Origin of the sequence: Acinetobacter sp. R933-2 (genome assembly GCF_030325485.1) — a bacterium.
GTDB lineage: Bacteria > Pseudomonadota > Gammaproteobacteria > Pseudomonadales > Moraxellaceae > Acinetobacter > Acinetobacter sichuanensis.
The window spans coordinates 25980-43313 of the sequence record NZ_JACAIJ010000003.1; the positions used below are offsets into that span (position 1 = coordinate 25980).

The 17334-nt window shown below is 34.9% G+C and carries 13 protein-coding genes; 1 reads left to right on the forward strand and 12 read right to left on the reverse strand.

Annotated features, from left to right (window positions below; all coding sequences use genetic code 11):
* Positions 1 to 156: 156 nt before the first annotated feature.
* From HX005_RS04275 to HX005_RS04305, 7 genes are all read right to left on the reverse strand, one after another.
* Positions 157 to 1824 carry an arylsulfatase gene (locus HX005_RS04275; protein WP_286376412.1) on the reverse strand — a complete coding sequence of 556 codons (1668 nt, stop codon included), beginning with the start codon at positions 1822 to 1824 and terminating at the stop codon, positions 157 to 159.
* Positions 1825 to 1851: 27 nt separating this feature from the next.
* Positions 1852 to 3273, reverse strand: a complete 1422-nt coding sequence (locus tag HX005_RS04280) for an alginate export family protein (protein ID WP_286376413.1) — start codon at positions 3271 to 3273, stop codon at positions 1852 to 1854.
* 140 nt (positions 3274 to 3413) lie between these two features.
* A complete protein-coding gene (gene tynA / locus HX005_RS04285) occupies positions 3414 to 5702 on the reverse strand; it encodes a primary-amine oxidase (RefSeq protein WP_286376414.1) in 2289 nt (762 codons plus the stop codon).
* 79 nt (positions 5703 to 5781) lie between these two features.
* Entirely contained in the window at positions 5782 to 6447 is a 666-nt protein-coding gene (locus HX005_RS04290) for a helix-turn-helix transcriptional regulator (protein WP_107006623.1), read from the reverse strand.
* 85 nt (positions 6448 to 6532) lie between these two features.
* Positions 6533 to 7939 carry an aldehyde dehydrogenase family protein gene (locus tag HX005_RS04295; RefSeq protein WP_286376415.1) on the reverse strand — a complete coding sequence of 469 codons (1407 nt, stop codon included), beginning with the start codon at positions 7937 to 7939 and terminating at the stop codon, positions 6533 to 6535.
* 146 nt (positions 7940 to 8085) lie between these two features.
* The gene (locus HX005_RS04300; protein ID WP_286376416.1) at positions 8086 to 9681 is read right to left on the reverse strand and encodes a GMC family oxidoreductase; all 1596 of its coding nucleotides are present in this window, start codon (positions 9679 to 9681) and stop codon (positions 8086 to 8088) included.
* A gap of 126 nt (positions 9682 to 9807) precedes the next feature.
* Entirely contained in the window at positions 9808 to 10746 is a 939-nt protein-coding gene (locus HX005_RS04305) for an MBL fold metallo-hydrolase (RefSeq protein ID WP_286376417.1), read from the reverse strand.
* Positions 10747 to 10924: 178 nt separating this feature from the next.
* On the opposite strand from HX005_RS04305, the gene HX005_RS04310 reads away from it, so the two are divergent.
* Positions 10925 to 12130, forward strand: a complete 1206-nt coding sequence (locus tag HX005_RS04310) for an MFS transporter (protein ID WP_286376418.1) — start codon at positions 10925 to 10927, stop codon at positions 12128 to 12130.
* 23 nt (positions 12131 to 12153) lie between these two features.
* Here HX005_RS04310 and hpaR read toward each other — a convergent pair whose 3' ends face one another.
* The 5 genes from hpaR to HX005_RS04335 all read right to left on the reverse strand — a co-directional run bounded on the left by hpaR (position 12154) and on the right by HX005_RS04335 (position 17255).
* Positions 12154 to 12576, reverse strand: a complete 423-nt coding sequence (hpaR, locus tag HX005_RS04315) for a homoprotocatechuate degradation operon regulator HpaR (protein WP_107006619.1) — start codon at positions 12574 to 12576, stop codon at positions 12154 to 12156.
* Positions 12577 to 12801: 225 nt separating this feature from the next.
* Positions 12802 to 14040: an OprD family outer membrane porin gene (locus HX005_RS04320; RefSeq protein WP_286376419.1), complete on the reverse strand. Its 1239-nt coding sequence runs from the start codon at positions 14038 to 14040 to the stop codon at positions 12802 to 12804.
* 163 nt (positions 14041 to 14203) lie between these two features.
* Positions 14204 to 15292 (reverse strand): Rieske 2Fe-2S domain-containing protein, encoded by a 1089-nt coding sequence (locus HX005_RS04325; RefSeq protein WP_286376420.1) that lies wholly within the window; start codon positions 15290 to 15292, stop codon positions 14204 to 14206.
* Positions 15293 to 15328: 36 nt separating this feature from the next.
* Positions 15329 to 16291 (reverse strand): PDR/VanB family oxidoreductase, encoded by a 963-nt coding sequence (locus HX005_RS04330; protein WP_286376421.1) that lies wholly within the window; start codon positions 16289 to 16291, stop codon positions 15329 to 15331.
* A 214-nt stretch (positions 16292 to 16505) separates the two neighbouring features.
* Positions 16506 to 17255 carry a helix-turn-helix domain-containing protein gene (locus HX005_RS04335; protein WP_286376422.1) on the reverse strand — a complete coding sequence of 250 codons (750 nt, stop codon included), beginning with the start codon at positions 17253 to 17255 and terminating at the stop codon, positions 16506 to 16508.
* Positions 17256 to 17334 lie beyond the last annotated feature (79 nt).

The window sequence follows — 17334 nt, forward strand, 5'->3', positions numbered from 1 at the left end:
ACTAAAAGCGATGATCATCAATGGTTAAAAATACCTTTCTGAGTTTTTTATGTGAAAAATTTATTATTTTTATAGTTTCATATACTTAAATAAAATCTAGGCTTTATAGTCAAATAAAGCCTAGACCATCGTCAAAGATTCATTTTCTATCAAATACTATTTTTCAGGTTGCCCAATACAATCACCATAAAAACAAATGCGTTGTGTGTAGTTATAGCGCGCAGGCGCTTCAACAACACCCACTCGTTTGGCATATTGTTGCCATTGTTTACTCATTTTCATCACTTGTTCAGGAAACTGTTGTGCCACATCAACTTTCATTGCAGGGTCAGTATCACGGTTAAAAAGCTGCCATGAGCCTGTTCCATAAGGTTTTGCTTGTTCAAGCAACACCCAGTTACGATCATGTATCACTTTACGGTTATTAAACTCCCAATTAAGTGTCCGATTTTTTAACTGCTTATTTTTAAAAATATTTGCAAATGAAACACCCTCAAATTTTAAACTTTTATCCTGTTGTACATGACGAATACCTGCATAATCTAGAACTGTAGGTACAAAATCCATAACATGCAGATTTTCATTTTTCATAATACCTGCTGGAATTTTCTTTGGATAACTCATAATCGCAGGGACATGAATTCCACCATCAGCTAGAAATCCTTTGGTATATGGATATGGTGTCGCTGCAACTTGTGCCCATTGTGGACCCAACGCGATATATGAACCTTTACGTCCCATATTTTCAAGTGAATTATCAAATGAAGAGTTTACCCATGCCATAAAACCGTCACTTTCATCCAGTCCTTGAATATCAGAAACTTCAGGTCCATTATCAGAAATAAACAATACAATTGTATTATCTAACTCATTCTTTTCTTTAAGATAGTTTAATATTTTTCCAATATTTGCATCCATATTATCAATCATGGCTGCATAGACTTGCATCGCTTTTGTTTCACGAGCTTGTTGCTCGGCTGTTAAGGCTTCCCAAGGCTTTAATTGTTGCTCAAAAGGATTATTAGCCTGAGTATTTTGAGGAATGATTCCCTGTTGTTTTAAACGTGCTAAACGATTTTGACGAATCGCTTCATAGCCATCTTTATATTGACCTTTATATTTTTCAATATATTGATCTGGAGCTTGTAGTGGCCAATGTGCAGAAGTTAATGCTAAATAGGCAAAAAATGGTTTTTCTTTATCACGTGATGTTTCCAAAAAATTCAACATTTTATTGGTATAATAATCTGTAGAATAAAAATCATTGGGCAAACTCACCTTTTTTCCATTTTCTAAATAAATCGGATCATAATTAAGTAAAAGTGGAGTTTCATCAAAATGCCCAGCGCCACCTTGTAATAAAACAAATGACTGATCAAAACCACGTGCAGACGGAATTAATTCTGGTTTTTTACCTAAATGCCATTTACCACTCATAAAAGATTGATAACCATTTTGATGTAAAATTTCTGCTAATGTTGCAGCTTTATGATTCAAAACTCCCTGATAACCTTCATTTCCCTCATGCTCAGGCTGCAAGAGTTCAGCCATTGTCCCCATTCCAACTTGATGATTATCTTGACCTGTCAGCAACATTGAACGTGTCACTGAACAAGTTGGACCAGAATAAAAGTTTGAAAGTGTTGCACCTTGTTGTGCTAATTTTTGCAAATTTGGGGTTTGAATCTCACTACCAAAAGGCTGAATATCAGAAAATCCAACATCATCCGCCACAATCAAGAGAACATTTGGTTTTTTTGCAAGGGCAAAAGGTGAGCACATCAAAACTGAGACCAATAGCGCACCATATTTTTTTACTTTCATTCATCATTCCTTTGAATATAAAACGATTTAAAACTTAAATTGCGTTGTCACACTTAAATAGTTATTGGTTTTTCCACCTGTTTCCTTTAATGCTTGCGCTGCATCAACATTAGAAAATAAAAGATTAAAATTCAGATTACGGTTATATTGATAATCCAGTTCTACCTCAGTAATGCCTGCAATATCTTTAGATTTAGTTTGATCATGTTCATTCCATGCAATACCAGAAGGTGCATGATAAATTGCATCATTATTTTTGTGTTTTTTCAGTACGCCATAAGACGTTTTCAAATTCATATTTGGCAAGAGATCCAAAGCAAATGTTGGCTTGATAAATATCGCATTCATTAAGCCAAATTCTGCTGCACCACTAAACAATGCAGTACGTGGAAATGGAGACTCGAAAGTCTTTAGGCGCTGATCTTGTAAGTCATTATCCCCACTAAACAGCATGCTTTGTAGAGATAAATGAGGATTGAGTTTTTGCTCAAAGTGATAGCCGACTTGAGAGAAAGCAGCATAGGCACGAATATTTTTATCGCCATAATCACCAAACTGGCGAATATACTCAAAATCATAATCAATATTTTCTTTTTGCCCAAATACACGAGCACCTATACTTTTTCGGTTCTGTACATCTGCACCATCAGTAAAAATACGCTGATCATGATGCATATCAAAATAGTACAGATCTAATTTTGCTTGGTTTGCAGGTTGCTCTAATATTTTACCATTAAAATAAATACCTTTTAACTCTCGACTCTGATCTGTTTTATCGTCAAAAGAACCTCTTTGAAATTTAACAGGCTTAACATCAAACACATCAATTTTTATCTGATCTCGATAGTTAAACCACGTTGCTAAACCATCATAATTATATTGAACATTACTGCCATCACGTGTGGAAACAAGAATTTTACTTCCTAATGGCATCACAAAACGTCCAGGTCTCAATGTCAATTGAAGATTTTCTGTGATTGGTAGTCTATAATCAACAAAAAATTGTTGAATATCAAAAGCATCATAATTTGCTGGTGTCGGTACTTCTGCATCAAATGCCCAATTATCACCCAGTTCTAAAAACATTCTAAAGTTTTGTTGTAGATGTAAATCACCAAATAATCGCAAACGTTGTGCGACTGATTCATTACGGTCTTGAGGCGTTAAATTTGCTGTAGCATGATTTAAATATTCATACATCCAGCGAGCTTCCCCACCCAATGTGATATAGTTTTCAGCATCATTTCCTAAAGGTATATAGTTCAAACGCTCATTCCAAGTGCCTTGTCTATTTTCACTTTTACTCAAATAAGAATAATCATTATTCCAAGCCAAAAAACGAGGACCACCTAAATCTTTTGGAATCTCAACACTTGGAATATGATCTTCAGCATAAACATGCGTAATACATGAAAATAAAGAAATCACTGCTAAAACTTTCATTTTCATTGTGACAACATCCTTGTCATTTTTCACTTTAATTAATATATTAACTAAAATCAAGTGCCTTATTTAAACGATTAAAATAAACAAGGCTCATCTATACAGATCAACCTTGTTTTAATGCCTATGATTTATCAATATTCATATTAATGTTGTGAAGGTGTTTTATGCTCTTCACTTTCTAATGTTGGCGTACTATCAAAGAAGTTCCACGGCTTTAACATGGTATAAACCCATTCTGTTGGCATAATTGGCCATTCTTCTGCACGTGCAACATGCGTCGTACCTGTGGTCATCCACACAACTAAGTCTTTGTTTTTAATATTGTCATTATTTGCAATAAACTGCCCTAAACCTGTATCACGATCTGAACGATTTGAGTATTTACCTTCAGGAAATTTCTCATTTTCATCACGTTTAGTGACCCAAATTTGTTTATCCATAAAACTTAAACGCTTAAATAGCCATTCATCCGCAGCAAAATTTGCCCCTTTCGCAATAGGATGCGTACCTCCTGCAAATGGAATAACTTGATAAGACACAGGATTACCCAGTTTATTTTCTTTGTTGGCATTGCTTAATAAGCGAATCGTAGATGGATCAAACTTTTGTACTGCTTCCTTTTCAGTATCAACTGTTCTCTCCTTAACTTCCATTGCACTAGTGCGTGGTCCACCACGCGTATTTTTTACGACCACTGGATCCATCTCGACAAAACTATTATTTTCGCCATCGACATCTAGATCTAAACGGAAGTTATAAATATGTTGATGCGTTGTCCCGACAATATTGTGATCAATTAACGTTCCATAACGTGTATCTTCTTTAGCAGTTGCGTCATGCATCGTTTTCGCTTGTACACCTTTTACTGCTTCAATACCTGTTGCACCTGCATTAATTCCAATAATCCCGTTATTATTAAAAACCCAATCAAAAATATAATCATAGTTTCCAACTGTACTAATCCAACGCACCACCAATTCACGGCGCTCAGCACTAATATTCGGCTGATTCATTTCTTGATGTTTAAATTCAGGACCAGCATAACGTTCAAAAATTGCAATGGCATTTGGAATAACACGCGGTTGACCTGTATAGTCAGCAATCACAGCATCTAACAGAACAGCATTATTGGGTGCATCCACACCCTTTTCAATCGATGACGTTAAAGTTCCCATGCCATACTCACCCGAATCTAAATAGGATTTAAAGTACCATCCCATATCAGGATCGCCATAAGGCACAACCATCCCACCTAAATTACCCTCATACATGACTTTACGTTTAACGCCTTTGTCCTTATAAGTTGCTGTTGAAATTTGCAAACCTACACGTGAGTCTAAACCTACATGAAAACACCACGGTCCCCAATGAATCGTTTGCCCAGTAATCGAGAAATTTTTACCATCAGGTTCTGTGACATTTAATGCTTTAAATTGTTTTTGGTTTTTAATGGCAATTGGATTTGGCTGCATAGGTACAGGAATAATCGAACCTTCCTCTAGCTTTACAATTTTCTTATTTTCTAAATCAACCACAGCCACTAAGTTTTCAATCGGATGCGCCCAATAGTTGCCATCACCCGTATCTAAATACGATACGACTTTTAAGACGTTTAACTCACGATCTAAACCATCTTTGCCACCAAAAAAACCCACCGTCAGCGGCGTCGTCACCACTTTGGAAACATCCTGAATTCCACGTTTTGCTAAGGCTTTTTTATAGGCTTCATCTTTAGTCACAATTTCTTGCACTGCAACCATGTCATCATATAAAACCATACCATGTGTATTTTCAAGCACATTCCATTGTGTGACTTGCTTTGTTTTTAAATCCACAGCACCTTCAATCACTTGTTTACCTTTAAGTAAGGTAAAAATAGCAACACGGTCTTCGTCATATGCTTTGTGATTTAAAAATGCATCCCAAACTTTTGATTTTTCAGGTTCTTTTAATTTAATTTCTGAAAATCGCATATTATTATATGCATATTTAGATTGTTTAATCGCTTCAAAGCTTTGTGAAATTTCTTGTGAAGTTAAACCATTTAATGGATGTGGCGCTGCCTCGACTTTAAATGTTTGATCTAAACCTGACTGAAAAATTTCTGTAGCAAACTCCTTACTGACAATCGGTTTACCTTCCTTGATCAGCAACGGAACACTCACTTTTAACGGTTTTCCATTGACTAAAACAATATCAGAATTCGGTTTTGCTCGAACAATTAAGGAGCCTTTAGAAATGGTATAACTATTTGTAAATTCATCTTTTTGTACATCGGCACCAAAATCTGTCATATTTTGATAAAGCGGTACCATTTCAGCAGCTTGTCCATGTGCTAAAACGTGTTGATTCATACTCAATAATGCTGTAGCAACAGCTAAATTTACACCTAACCATTTTTTTAATGATCGCGTGATTGCATTATATTGCATTGTCTTATATCCATTTAAACAAACTTATACAGTTAAATTAAATGAATCAAGCTGAGAATAAATCATCCTTGAGAATGATTTATCTCAAAAAATTACAGAGTAATTCTTGTCTACTTTTTACATTGGTTTTTTGATAAATATGTTGAATATGCGTTTTGACTGTCGCCAAACTACAGTTTAATTTTTCAGCAATCAAACCACTTTCTAAACCATTAAATAACTCTTCTAAAACGACAATCTCTTTTTTAGTTAAATTAAATTTTTCCATAAAAAAATGTTTATCGACTGTATCCATATGATGCTGAAAATATTTTTCAGATAAAAAATAGAAAGATTTCAATATTTTTTTATCTTGCTCTGTAAATTTTTTTTGATTATTTTCTCGCACAATACTTAAACCAGCGATTGGCTCACCATTACGCTTTCTAAAAAATATTTCTGCGGTATCTACAATATCCCAACGTTGCATAAAATCTAAATATTCTTCATTTGACTCATGCTCACCTAAAAACTCAACATGTGTATGATGGTCTGAATAAAAATGACGAAAACATACAGGGTCTTGTTGTATTTTTTTTCCGAGATATTCATCTAAAGAGTTTTTGGAAATATTAAATAAATGATAATTATGTGTGTGGTTAATATTATCAATTGAATATAATAAATAACCATCTATATCTAAAACACGTTGAACTTGTTCAACAAAGTTCTCACCAAACTGTGTTAAAAACTGCTGATTGAGCATAAATTTCCTTCCTTTTTAGAAAATTTATTAAGACCAATGGGGCGAAAAAAGCCTCTTGCATCCTGCAAAAGGCGATTTATTCTCGCTATTTTGTAATATGAATCGCTTGTTTTTTCGTGAACAATAATAACCCACTCAAACCAAATGAATAACCCAAACCTGATAATTTCCAACCACCAAATGGTGCAGCAGGTGATAAATCTGAATGGCTATTGATCCATACGGTTCCTGTTTCAAGTCGACTGGCAATCTGCTGCGCTTGCTCAAGATCTTTTGACCAAACTGAGCCACCTAAACCAAAAGATGTATGATTCGCTGCATAAATTGCATCTTCAACTTGGCTAAATTTCACAATTGGCAACACAGGACCAAACTGTTCTTCATCAACTAAGGCAACCCCTGCATTGACATTGGTCACTAAAGTTGGACGAATATAATAGCCTTTTTCAGTTTCTTGATTTTGTTGGGTAATAATTTCTCCACCTTGTGCCACAGCATCATCAATTAAAGATTTTACTTTTTGATATTGCATACGGTTTTGAATAGGTCCAAAAGTTGTATTTTCATCTAGACCATCACCCACGACTTGTGCATCTGCAAGTTCTGCCAATTTTTGGGTCAATTGATCATACACATCTTCATGTACATACAAACGTTTTAATGCAGCACACGTTTGTCCCATATTCAAAAATGCAGAACCAAAAATACGTGGTGCAATTTCATTCACATCCACATCATTTAATACAATACCAATATCATTTCCACCCAACTCAAGTACAACGCCTTTGAGCGATGCAACTGAATGACTTAGAATACTTTGTCCTGTTCGTGTTGAACCCGTAAATGTGACTTTTGCGACATCTGGATGCTCACTTAACGCCTGGCCAACGCCCCCTTGACCTAAGACAATATTACACACACCTTGTGGTAAATGACGATTCATGATCTCGATGAGTTTAATGGTACTCAGTGGCGTATATTCTGATGGTTTATTGACAATACAATTTTTCGCTTTTAACGCAGGAAATAAATGCCAAATCACAATCATAAAAGGCCAATTCCACGGTGTAATGGAGGCAATCACACCCAATGGTCGGTTAAATACTTGTATGGTTTTGCCACTTGGATCATCTATTGTTTCTACAGGAATATTCAAGCTTAAAATATATTCGATCCAGTTTGCACCTGCTTCTACTTCAAACTGTGCCAAAGCTAAAGGTTTACCTTGTTCCAAAGTAATTAAACGTGCAATTTCACTTTGTTCATGACGAATATCCGCCACAATTTTTGTGAAAATTGTATTTATTTCTTCATCTGAAATAAATTGCCATGTTTTAAATGCTTGAGCAGCTGCTTGAATTGCTTGGTTTACCTGTTCGACTGAAGCACTTGCCACTGTTGCAATAACCTGTTCATTTGCAGGATTTAATACTTCGAAAGTATCCGCAGCTCCTTGCACTTGTATCCCATTGATGAGCATATTTGTATTCATTACGATTCGTCCTTTGTCTTTTATCATTCATGATTTTATCGATGATATTTTTTGCACCAGTCATCCTTAAGGATGATTTTAAGCTAAAGATCTATTTATTTATCTCATAATATTTAATTTCATAACATAATCTCATAGCACTTCACTTAAGTACGTTGCATTAACAAATCAACGCCTTTTTCTGCAACAGCAATGGTCGGTGCATTGGTATTTCCACTTGGAATTGATGGAAATACAGAACAATCTATTACGCATAGATTTTCTATACCATGCACTTTTAACTGAAGATCAACCACAGAATAACGTTGATCAGTCCCCATGCGGCATGTTCCAACAGGATGATAAGTTGTTTTACATGTGCCACGAATGAACTCAATCAATGCTTGATCATTCTGATGAGAACTTTGAGGAGGTGAAAATACCTGATCCAACAAAGGTTCAAAAGATGGCATTTTTAGTAGCGCTAAACCAAATTTTGTTGCACGAAGCATACCTTGAATATCATCAGGATGACTCAGTAAATTTGCTTGAATTTTCACATTATCATGTGGATTTTTACTTTTTAAGAAAATTTCTCCACGAGATTTTGGACGTAAAAAACAATTTTTCAGGGTAATTCCATGTGTTTTTCCTTTTCCAAGTCCATCAGGATCATCCCATGTATCTAAGCCCGGCAAAAAATGAGCTTGTACATCTGGTCGACCTTCTTGATGAGTATCAATAAATGCACCTCCCTCCAGAATATTAGAAGATACAACACCTGTTCGTGTAAATACCCACTGCGCGCCATTTTTTATTTTTTTAAATCCTAAATTTTGCCCATAAAGTGAAATAGGTTGCTTCGTTTCGGCATTAATCGATACATGTAAATGATCATGATAATTTTGCCCGACAGGTAAGTCCTGAATGGTTGTGATTCCCACATCATTTAAATGATTTTTAGGACCAATTCCAGAAAGCATTAAAATCTTAGGCGTACCGATCGATCCTGCACTTAAAACAATCTGTTTACGCGCTTTAAAAATATGTTTTTTACCTGCAATTTCACATTCAATTGCACAGGCTTTTTGATTTTCCACAACGACTTGATGCACTAAAACATTTAATTTAAGCGTTAATTGGGGATGATTCTGTACTAATTTTAAATAGGTTTGCGAAACACTCGCTCTTTCACCATTTTGTGTAGTGGTTTGAAAAAACCCGACACCTTGCTGTTTATGCCCATTAAAATCATTAACATAAGGCAAACCTAACTCTTGACCTGCTTTAATAAAGACTTGAGTAAGCGGATGTCGATAGCGATTTTCACTTACAGACAGTGGTCCTGTCGTTCCATGATAAGGCTCAGATAAACTTTCATTTTTTTCTGCTTTTTTAAAGTAAGGTAATAGCGCATTAAAATCCCAACCTGCACATCCATCTTCTTGAGCCCACGAATCATAATCTTCTTGCTGCCCTCGAATATAAATCATGCCATTGACTGAGCTACTACCGCCTAATACTTTTCCTTGTGCGCAAGTCATACGACGTTGATGGGTATTTTTATCAGGTTCTGTCGTGTAATCCCATGTTTTTGTTGGAATCACTTCCGAAACACCCGCAGGCATTTTGATGAGAATATTATCATCACTACCACCTGCTTCAAGTAACAGTACACTTCCTTTATTTTCTTGTATTAGACGTGTTGCAACCACACACCCTGCTGAACCCGCACCACATACAATATAATCATATTCTTGCATACATACCATCCAATGTTTCGCTTATCATTTTTTCATTAAGGCACTGTTTATTCTGCTGTATTTGATCAATTTCCTCTGTCGTCATGGATTTTTATACAAAGGAAAAAGATCAATCATTCAGACAATTTATTGATTTAAAGGAATGACCATGCCATCTTTTCCAACGACAATTTCACCTTTATAAAATGCACCGACATCTTTTTTCCAAACAGCATCGGTTAATTCTGGATCACCTACAGGGACAATATGGCTCAGTACCAGTTTTTTCACTTGCGCTTGAGTTGCAGTTTTTCCAACATCTTGAGGCGTAATATGATGAGCAATCACAGCATCTCTAAAACTTTCACCATATCCCATACGTTTGGCTAAACGACCAATACCATCACCATGCGCAACTTCATGAACCAAAATATCGGCATTTTTTGCAAACTTGGCAAAAGGTGGGTAATAGTTAGTATCTCCTGAAAATACAAGGTTTTGTTTCTGAGCTGTTTCAAACTTAAAGGCAAATGCCTCACCCATTTTAAAAGGCTGATGTGGTACTCGTTTGGCTGTTACTTTGACATTTTCATCTTGATATACATCGCCTTCGTCAAACTCATGAACTTTTAAAAACTTATTTAATGGCTCTCGACCTTCATCCTCATAGCGTAACTGAATATCGACGTTATACGCTTTTAAAAGATTTTCTGTCATTTCTTTTGTCCCTTTTGGACCAAAGACTTGAATCTCATGATCTAGACTACTTAGCCAACTGTTCATTAACAAAGCAGGATAATCAAGAATATGATCACTGTGTAAATGCGTAATAAAAATAGCTTTAATATTTTTCAACGGCACTTTTGCTTCTAGTAAGCGATAACTTACACCATATCCTGCATCAATCACATAAACATCATTCTTTATTTGTATTGCACTTGACTGTGGTAATGACTGTGTTGAATAAAGTGAAGGTCCACCTTTAGTTCCTAACAAAATCAGTTGATCTTGGGCTATCGCCATAGAGCTGAGTAAAAAACCACCGAGTGTTAATGCGCTTAATATCGCATTTTTAACGTTCAACATATCCATGTCCTCATTCAACTATTTTCCATTTTTCAATCGAATGCTATTTATTTAAATATATTAAAAATTGATATGCCTGATTGATACCAAATTAGTTCACATATTTAATAACATTAATGTTAATATATTAACTAAATAATCAACTTTCAACCTTTATTTACATTTAAAGAGATTTAAATTGCCAAAAATATTCCAAAGTCTAAATTATCCTAATTTTAGAAATTACTTTATTGGGCATACTTTATCAACTTTAGGAACATGGATTCAGCAAGTTGCTTTGGCTTGGTTAGTTTATGAACTGACACATTCTGCTGTTCTTCTGGGTCTCATCACATTTTTTGCACTCGCACCGCAACTGGTGATCAGCCCCTTTGTTGGCGCAATGATTGATAAACTGAATAAAAGAAAAGCGCTGATTTTTGTACAGATTCTTTTTTTTATACAAGCATTTCTCTTGGCGATCTGTGCTTATTTTAAATGGCTTGATGCGATCAGTATTTTGGCACTTTCCATGTTTTTAGGTGTACTCAGTGCAATTGATACGCCATTACGCCAATCTTTTATCAGCGATTTAGTTGAAGATAAAAATTATATTGCAAATGCTTTGGCTTTAAATGCCATGATTTTTAATTCATGTCGTTTTATTGGTCCACCTATTGCAGGTTTATTGCTGGTCGTTGCTGATCCTATTTTGTGCTTTATTTTAAATGCCTTGTCTTATTTTTGCCTCATCATTGCTTTAATGTATATGAAAAATATTCAAGTTGTGAAAGCAAAAGGCTCTATTCAAAGTGTGCTCAAAGAAGGTTATATCTATGTTTTTCATCATGTTGAATATCGATGGATGATGTTATCAATCGCCATTTTAAATTTAACTGCATCAAGTTATGTGGCTATTTTGCCTATTTTTGCAAAAGATTATTTAAATGGCAATGAAACAACTTTGGGCTACTTATGGGGAGCGGCTGGTGTCGGCTCTCTGCTTTCAGCTCTGATCTTAGCCAATACACAAAATGAACAACAAATCAAAAATCGTATTTTTTATAACATGCTACTTTGTGTTTTAGGTCTTATTGCATTAGCACTGATAGATTTAACTTTCTTTTATTATTTTGCTATGTTTTGTTTAGGCTTTGGTATTTCCACCACCAATGTTTCAACAAATATTCTCATTCAACGCCATGCGCCCAGTGAGTTTCGTGGGCGTGTGGTTTCAATTTATACCTCTTTACGCTTTGGATTTGACGCTTTAGGTGGGTTATTGGCAGGCATCCTTGCCACCTATATTGGTGTGAAAAACACCATGTTGATTTTTGCTTTATTATTGGCATTGTTTATTCTTTTTAAATTTTTACACGATAAAAAACCCATGACGACATCATAAAATACCAATAAAATGACTTGATCTTAAAGTTTAATTTTTGACAAGTCATTCAACATGGTCATGAGTTGCTGCATTTTTTCTACCCCATATTGCTCTTGAATTTTTTTATAAGAAGCTTCCATTTTAACGGCTTGCTGCTCAAAGCATGCCTTCCCTTCATCAGTTAAGGTGATCAAATTAATACGCTGATCATTCACATCTTTACGTTTTAATATCAAATCTTGCTCAATCATACGGTTTAAAATCCCCGTTAAGCTTGGTTTTAAAATACATGCAAAATCAGCAAGTTGATTACTCTCCAACTCTTCATATTGATATAAAATACGGATCACTCGCCATTGTTGCTCAGTTAAACCTATTTCATTCAATGCAGGACGAAAATAGGTCATCGTTGCTTCGCGTGCTTGTAACAATGCCAAAGTTAAAGAGGGACGGATCGTTTTCATATCAAACCTAATCATTTATTTTAATAAACATATTAACTTAATTTTGGATCATATTTATATTTTCTTTTGTAGAAGAATGACCATTTTTAAAAAATTTATTCATGCTTCAAACAATTTCACATCATAAATAATGAACAAAATTTTTAATTTAATCTACAAAAAAGGGATGATTTTCCTTAAATTAAATCATCCACTTATTTCAGATTATGAGCTAACTCACAAGAATTAGAACTTTTTGCTATAGATTAAGAAAACACGATTTTCCTGAAAATCATTGCCATGATCTACATCATATTTAACATACATATATTGCACACCTAAACCTTTTAATTTTTCTTGCTGAAGATTATAACTTACAATTAAATCAAGCTCAGTTTCTTGGTTTTTACGTCCATCAACCATTTTAATATCATCACCATATGAATATTTAGCAATCGTATTTAAACCTGGAATGTGATCTTTAAAATTATAGGCATATACCAAGTGATAAGATTTTTCTTCTTGTTTGGCAAATCCAGTTACATTCCAGTTAATAAAATAAGGTTCAGGCAAAAAACCATCTAATAAAGGATAAGCATCGCCAATAATCTGTTGATAGCCTACACCTAAACTATGATTTTTATATTTTACGGTTTCCAATACGCCAATATTTTGCGTATCAATATGTACGGCTTTACCCGTATCTTGCGCATTAAAATATTTAATTTTAGAGTTTAATGCCAACTCATCAGCGAGTTTAAATGTATGGTCTAAACCAACATAATGTAAATTAAATAAATCAGATAAATTGCCGAAATAATATTCACCTTTTAAAGCATCATTAAACTTATAACGAACATCAAGATAATTCAAACCATCTGATTTGTGTTTAACACCTTGTTGCGTATAAGAAAACTTAACAAAGTCTTCCTCATTACGAGGTGAAACACGTGAAACATGACCGACCTCGATCCCAAGCTGATCATTAACTTTACTGTTAAAATTTACCCCCATATAAGAAGATAATAGCTGACGACTGCCATCAACTGATGTGAGTGGTGTATCTAACCATAACTCACCTGCACGTAAGACATTATCTTGATATTTAAATTTTAAAGTTCCACCATATTTTTTAAAATCATCGGCTTGGCTCTTAGACTGTGCATCAAAAGGTAAAATACTGTCTGAAACATGTTTGTCTGAACTTAATCGTGTTGCATATTGTGCTGATGCATCTAAACCAATTTCTAATTGATCAAAAGGTGTTTTTTGATAATCTGAAGTATAAAATAAAGAAACTCCTTGAGACCAACTACCCTGATCCTTAACTGCCTCAGGATCAAAATCACGATCAATATAAGCATTTTTCAGTGAAAGTTTCCAATTATCTTCAGCATAAACTGTATGACTAAATACCATGCCAACCAAAGTAGAATGAAGAAGAACAACACTCACTTGCCTCATGGCTATTTTTAAATTTTCCATAATTTTATCCTTTAAAATACGATCCTGTATTTTTATACTTTGTTCATAGTGAAAAATTACAACATAATTAACATATTAACTATATTTATTTAACATGTTAACTTAAAAGAAAATAAAACTCTAGCACTTAAATTCTAGAGTTTTATTATTTTTAAAAATCAGATTAAACTTGTTCTTGTTCAGCACGTTTCTTTAAATAAATTCGTGTAGCAACAGCAGGTGAATCACTTGCGACAGAAATTTCAAAATGATGTTGATCTCGATCATCAAGTACTTCTTCTAAAGCACCCAAGCCTTCTACATCTTCTTGAAAAGCAGCAAATAACTGTTCATGCATAAATGCTTCAATATGCTCATCATCTAATGCGAAGTCACGCCCATGAACAATAAAATAGTGCATCGTATTATTGGTTTCAGGTGTTAAAATATGTGCCGTATGAATTTTAAATGTTTGGCGAGTATTTTCATCGAGCGCCGAGTCATAAAATGAAACACTCACTTGATGCAAGCCGGGTGATAAAAATTCTGATGTTGCAATACGTGCAGCCGTTTCTTTCCCTGCAAGTCCTGTCGTTTCACCCCATACAGGTGATAAAGTCGTCGGTACAACTTCACGAATTAACTTATAGTGACCCTCTTTTAATTCAGTTTTATAAGGTGCGCTGGCATAATCTGGTGTACCAATCGTATTGGCATGTAAAAAAGTGAGATGCGTTAAATCCATAAGATTTTCATGCATACTGACATAATTTCCGGGATGGAAAAAATAACCTGAAGTAGATGCCCACTGTTCACTCTCCAACCACGGCAATTGGGGAATTTTAGACTCATCAGCAAGTTGTTGATCTCCCAACCAAATCCAAACTAAAGGACCTGTTTCAACCAACTTATATGTTTGAATACCAATACCATGTGGGCACTGTTTTTGTGATGGAATTTCGACTAAATCGCCTGAACTATTATATTTAAAACCATGATAACCACAGATAATATTATTGCCATCCAAATGACTTTTTGACAATGGAAATGAACGATGTGCGCAACGATCTTCAAGTGCAACGGCTTGCCCCTCTAAAGTACGATACATCACCACACGCTTATTTAAAATTTTACGTGCAAATAAATTTCTACCAATTTCACTTTTAAATGCCGCGACATACCATTCATTTAAAATTAATGGCGTATCTTTATTTGCCATTTTATCTGCGGCTTTACGACATGCTTCTATAATATTTACGGTTGGAATGGTCATACAATATCGTCCTGATGATGTCTGAATATTTTGAACTTAAAGATCAAGCTCAATCATTTGGCTTTTGGCTCTAGAAACACAAATCAGCATGCTTTTATTTTCAGCACGTTCTTCGTCACTTAAAATCATATCTTGGTGATCAGGTGTGCCTGAACACACCGTGGTTTCACAGCTTCTACAAATACCTGCACGGCATGAAAATGGCAGTTCAAAGCCCTCTTGTTCTAAGGCATCTAAAATCGACTGATCTGCCATAACCTGAATTTCTTTACCTGAGCGTTTGAGTTTTAAGGTAAATGAATCTGAGGTCTGTATCGCTGAATGCTCCAAAACAGGGGCACTAAACCATTCAAAATGTACACGCTCTGGCGCAAGATGCTGTGCTGCCTGTTGCACACTTTGCATCATTGCATTTGGACCACAACAATAAATATGTTCACTCGCATTTAGATTTTTAACAATTTCTTCTACATTTAAATGCTCTTGTGCATGTTCATCATTAAAATAAAATTGGATATTTTCAGGTGCTAATTGAATTAAATCCTCATAAAAACTCGCACGTTGCTTATGTCTTAAAGCATAAATTAATCGCCATTTTTTATGATTTTTGATACACCAATGAATCATGGATAAAATAGGTGTAATACCAATACCACCTGCAATAAAGCAGTACGCATCGGCATCAAGCAAAGGAAAATTATTACGAGGTGAGCTGACTTTTAAAGTATCACCCACACGAATTTTTTGATGAATATATTGTGAACCACCACGCCCATCCTGTGCTAGCCCAACTGCAATCACATAACGTTGTCTTTCACTTGAACAATTCAACAAGGAATAATGGCGAATCAAACCATTTTCAAGATAAACTTCTAGATGTGAACCTGCACTAAACTGTGGCAGGTCTTGCCGCTGCGGATGTTGCAACTCTAAAACAATTGTGTCTTTGGCTTCTGCCTGCACATGCGTAACAACCAACGCGAATAATGAACTTTCCATAGTGACTGACTCCCTTTCATATGACTCATATGAATAAGATTCAGTATAAATAGGCTTCAAATAAAGCCTGTCCCCCAAAAGGAGGACAAAATCTAAAATAATGTGATAAAGAGATGTAATGCGATAGCGTCACTTCGTTAAGTCTAATGTGATGGGTTGAATTTAGAATATTTTGCAATCACGATTCATTGCGTTTCACAGCACAGTAAAACCACTACAAAAACAAAGCAAAGAGTTGATTTTTAAAATTAATCCCTAATTTTTCAAATGCACGATTACGATAAGTTTTAATGGTAGATTCTTTTAAATTTAAATCAGCAGCAATGCCAATATAACTCATTCCTTTTAAAATACGGCTACATACTTCAACTTCTTGAGTTGTTAGTAAAGGCTGATACTTGAATAGTTGCTGTTTTAAGTCTTTTTGCTGACTTTTTTCTTGTAAAGCCAAATGACCTTGAATCAGTTTGACCAATGCAGGAATGATACGTTCAAAGTTTTCAATTTCATGATCTGAATAAAAACCTTGCTCCTTATGACGATACAAATTAAATAAAATTGGCGAATTATCATCGTCTCGATAAAGACCACATAGCCGCTGAATTAAACCATTTTTCTCATAAATTTCTTGCCGATAAGGTGAAAAAATAATTTCATCTGCACAAAGCTGTCCTGTTGTCGTTTGATGCTGCTCTATATTTTGCGTGGCTAAATTTTGATATAAATCATCATAGAGATGATAGCGTTTGACATAAGATTGCCCACAATGCCATGCAACATTTGGACGATCATGTTGTCGATCACACAATAATAATGCAGGAATATTATCTTTAACGCGCAAAATAGAAAAATGCTTCGATTGCACCCATGTATTTAAATAAAACAATAAGGATGAATCAAACTCTGGACGCCCCATGAGTGCCGCTAAATCAATGAAATTTGAAAAATTTTGACGATTATTCATCTTCTAAATCCATTTAGATGATGACTTATTAGTATATGAATCTGTGCGGCTTAGCAAGATTTATTATTGAAAAATGAAA

Excerpts from the sequence above, each read along its gene's own strand:
- HX005_RS04275 (WP_286376412.1), bottom strand. The coding sequence starts at position 1,824 with ATGAAAGTAAAAAAATATGGTGCGCTATTGGTCTCAGTTTTGATGTGC.
- HX005_RS04280 (WP_286376413.1), bottom strand. The coding sequence starts at position 3,273 with ATGAAAATGAAAGTTTTAGCAGTGATTTCTTTATTTTCATGTATTACG.
- tynA (WP_286376414.1), bottom strand. The coding sequence starts at position 5,702 with ATGCAATATAATGCAATCACGCGATCATTAAAAAAATGGTTAGGTGTA.
- HX005_RS04290 (WP_107006623.1), bottom strand. The coding sequence starts at position 6,447 with ATGCTCAATCAGCAGTTTTTAACACAGTTTGGTGAGAACTTTGTTGAA.
- HX005_RS04295 (WP_286376415.1), bottom strand. The coding sequence starts at position 7,939 with ATGAATACAAATATGCTCATCAATGGGATACAAGTGCAAGGAGCTGCG.
- HX005_RS04300 (WP_286376416.1), bottom strand. The coding sequence starts at position 9,681 with ATGCAAGAATATGATTATATTGTATGTGGTGCGGGTTCAGCAGGGTGT.
- HX005_RS04305 (WP_286376417.1), bottom strand. The coding sequence starts at position 10,746 with ATGTTGAACGTTAAAAATGCGATATTAAGCGCATTAACACTCGGTGGT.
- hpaR (WP_107006619.1), bottom strand. The coding sequence starts at position 12,576 with ATGAAAACGATCCGTCCCTCTTTAACTTTGGCATTGTTACAAGCACGC.
- HX005_RS04320 (WP_286376419.1), bottom strand. The coding sequence starts at position 14,040 with ATGGAAAATTTAAAAATAGCCATGAGGCAAGTGAGTGTTGTTCTTCTT.
- HX005_RS04325 (WP_286376420.1), bottom strand. The coding sequence starts at position 15,292 with ATGACCATTCCAACCGTAAATATTATAGAAGCATGTCGTAAAGCCGCA.
- HX005_RS04330 (WP_286376421.1), bottom strand. The coding sequence starts at position 16,291 with ATGGAAAGTTCATTATTCGCGTTGGTTGTTACGCATGTGCAGGCAGAA.
- HX005_RS04335 (WP_286376422.1), bottom strand. The coding sequence starts at position 17,255 with ATGAATAATCGTCAAAATTTTTCAAATTTCATTGATTTAGCGGCACTC.